Here is a 2208-nt window from a genome sequence, read left to right as displayed (position 1 = left end):
GGCTGGCGCCGCGCCGCAACAGCAGCTCCACCGGCCGTAAAGAAAACCGGGCCCGCCTCTCATTTGACCACGATCGGCTTCGATGCCGACGACACGCTGTGGCAGAATGAGCAGTTCTTCCGCATGACCGAGAAGCGCTTTGCCGCAATGCTGGCGGAGCACGGCGACCATGAGCATATCGCGGCAAGGCTGCTCGAGGCGGAAAGGCGCAACCTCGCCCTTTACGGCTTCGGCATCAAGGGTTTTACCCTGTCGATGATCGAGACGGCGGTCGAGATCACCGGTGGTGAGGTGCCTGGTTCGATTATCGGCGAGATCCTGGCTGCCGGCCGCGAGATGCTCAACCACCCGATCGAGCCGCTGCCGCATGCGCGCGAGACCGTCGAGGCGCTGGCGGACTCCTATCATCTGGTGCTGATCACCAAGGGCGACCTCTTCGATCAGGAGCGCAAGCTTGCGCAGTCGGGAATGGGTGACCTCTTCGACGCGGTGGAGATTGTCAGCGACAAGAATGCCGCCACCTATGCCCGCATCTTCAGCCGCCATGGCCGTGGTCCGCAGAGCAGCATGATGGTTGGCAATTCCCTCAAGTCCGACGTGGTTCCCGCCATCGAGGCCGGCGGTTGGGGCATCCATGTGCCGCACGAATTGACCTGGGCGGTCGAACATGCCGAGCCGCCTGTCGAGGCGCCGCGTTTCCGCCAGATTGCCGATCTCGGCGAGTTGCCGAGCCTTGTCGAGGCTATCGCAAAGGTTGGTTGAAGGTCCTGCAGTCTAACCGCGCCCTGTCAGGCGATCGACCACCGGTTGCAGCCTCTCTGGCGTGATCGGCTTGGCAACGACCGCATCGACTATGCTCGACAGGCCAAGGCTCTCCGATGTGCCATTCCTGGTTGAGAGCAGGATAACCGCGGGCAGCGGTTTGCCGGAGACGCGCCGCAGCGCGTCGATGGCCGACATCAGCCGGTCGCAATCCTTGTTGTCGGGGCCACCGTCGAGGATGACCGCGCCGGGCACATATGCTGCCAGCGTCTTCTCGGCGGCCTCGGGCGATTCCGAGATCGGCTTCAGGCCCGATTTCTCGACGATTTTCGACACCACGACCCTGTTGATCGATGATTTTCCGACGACCAGCACCTTCGAAAAGTCCGCCGCCATGGCGCCGGCGCGGGCTGCCGGTCTTGGATGTTTTTCGGACTGGTCGGCACGGTCGGCGGGACACATCGGCGGAGAGGCACTCTGGTTCAATGCAGGGTTGAAACCTGAGGCAGAATTGAGTGAGATCGCGGCCGGTGTCAAGCTGAAACGGCCGAGATCCAAAATATAGCAAGAAAATCGGGAATTCAGCGCAAGTCGTGCCTCCCGTCGACGAAGGCAAATCGAAAAATGCGACAGTCTCCCGAACGTATAACGCGCGGAGACTGTCGCCGAGACTGTTGACGTTACGTCAAGTATGGCTCTGATGGGTGACGATGACGGGGATCAGCAGGTCACCCCAGTTGCCGTCGCCGCCATGGTGCCTGGCCGAGCGCACCAGCTCCACCGAGACGCCGGCCTCGACTGCCTTCATGACCGACTGGTTGAGCCTGTGCAGATCGTTGGCGAGCATGCGGATCGTCGCCTGCTGGTCGACGCTCATCGCGCTCGATTGCTCTTCCGCCCTTTCCTTGACGCGGCTTATCGATGCCATTGGTCTTCTCCTCGATGTAGATGCCCTGCGGGCGTTTCCTCTGGTTGTTATCCGTTACTCGGCCGCCGGCCTGAACTGGGCGTGCTCGGTCGATTCATGCATGGCGGTGGTCGACGACTGGCCGCCGGTGATCGCCATCGACACGGCGTCGAAATAGCCGGTGCCGACCTCGCGCTGGTGCTTGGTCGCGGTGTAGCCGTTGGCTTCCGCCGCGAACTCGGCCTGCTGCAGTTCCGAATAGGCCGCCATCTGGCGGTCCTTGTAGCCGCGCGCCAGCTCGAACATGCCGAAGTTCAGCTGGTGGAAGCCGGCCAGCGTGATGAACTGGAACTTGTAGCCCATCGCGCCAAGCTCCCTCTGGAACTTCGAGATCGTTGCGTCGTCGAGGTTCTTCTTCCAGTTGAACGACGGCGAGCAGTTGTAGGCGAGCAGCTTGCCCGGATGATGCTTGTGCACGCCTTCGGCGAACTTCCTGGCCTGTGCCAGATCCGGCTTCGAGGTCTCGCACCAGATCAGGT

At 62.1% G+C, this 2208-nt stretch carries 3 protein-coding genes and 1 pseudogene; 1 reads left to right on the top strand and 3 read right to left on the bottom strand.

Annotation, left to right across the window (positions count from 1 at the left end; all coding sequences use genetic code 11):
- The first annotated feature begins 63 nt into the window (after positions 1–63).
- A complete protein-coding gene (locus EOA28_RS33335) occupies positions 64–762 on the top strand; it encodes an HAD family hydrolase (RefSeq protein WP_128315720.1) in 699 nt (232 codons plus the stop codon).
- A 12-nt stretch (positions 763–774) separates the two neighbouring features.
- Here EOA28_RS33335 and EOA28_RS33330 read toward each other — a convergent pair whose 3' ends face one another.
- From EOA28_RS33330 to EOA28_RS33320, 3 genes and pseudogenes are all read right to left on the bottom strand, one after another.
- Positions 775–1158 carry a response regulator gene (locus EOA28_RS33330; protein ID WP_189342341.1) on the bottom strand — a complete coding sequence of 128 codons (384 nt, stop codon included), beginning with the start codon at positions 1156–1158 and terminating at the stop codon, positions 775–777.
- A 289-nt stretch (positions 1159–1447) separates the two neighbouring features.
- Positions 1448–1690, bottom strand: a complete 243-nt coding sequence (locus EOA28_RS33325; RefSeq protein ID WP_042640947.1) for a hypothetical protein — start codon at positions 1688–1690, stop codon at positions 1448–1450.
- A gap of 54 nt (positions 1691–1744) precedes the next feature.
- Positions 1745–2208 (bottom strand): annotated as a pseudogene (locus tag EOA28_RS33320) (isocitrate lyase); the annotation flags it as partial.

Origin of the sequence: Mesorhizobium sp. M2A.F.Ca.ET.067.02.1.1 (assembly GCF_004023285.1) — a bacterium.
In the GTDB taxonomy this organism is placed as follows: domain Bacteria; phylum Pseudomonadota; class Alphaproteobacteria; order Rhizobiales; family Rhizobiaceae; genus Mesorhizobium.
Note: the sequence above shows the minus strand (reverse complement) of the source record. Positions and strands in the feature narration are given on the sequence as shown.

What these genes read in the sequence shown, in the direction of transcription:
- EOA28_RS33330 (WP_189342341.1), bottom strand. Translation starts at nt 1,158, where the DNA reads ATGGCGGCGGACTTTTCGAAGGTGCTGGTCGTCGGAAAATCATCGATC.
- EOA28_RS33325 (WP_042640947.1), bottom strand. Translation starts at nt 1,690, where the DNA reads ATGGCATCGATAAGCCGCGTCAAGGAAAGGGCGGAAGAGCAATCGAGC.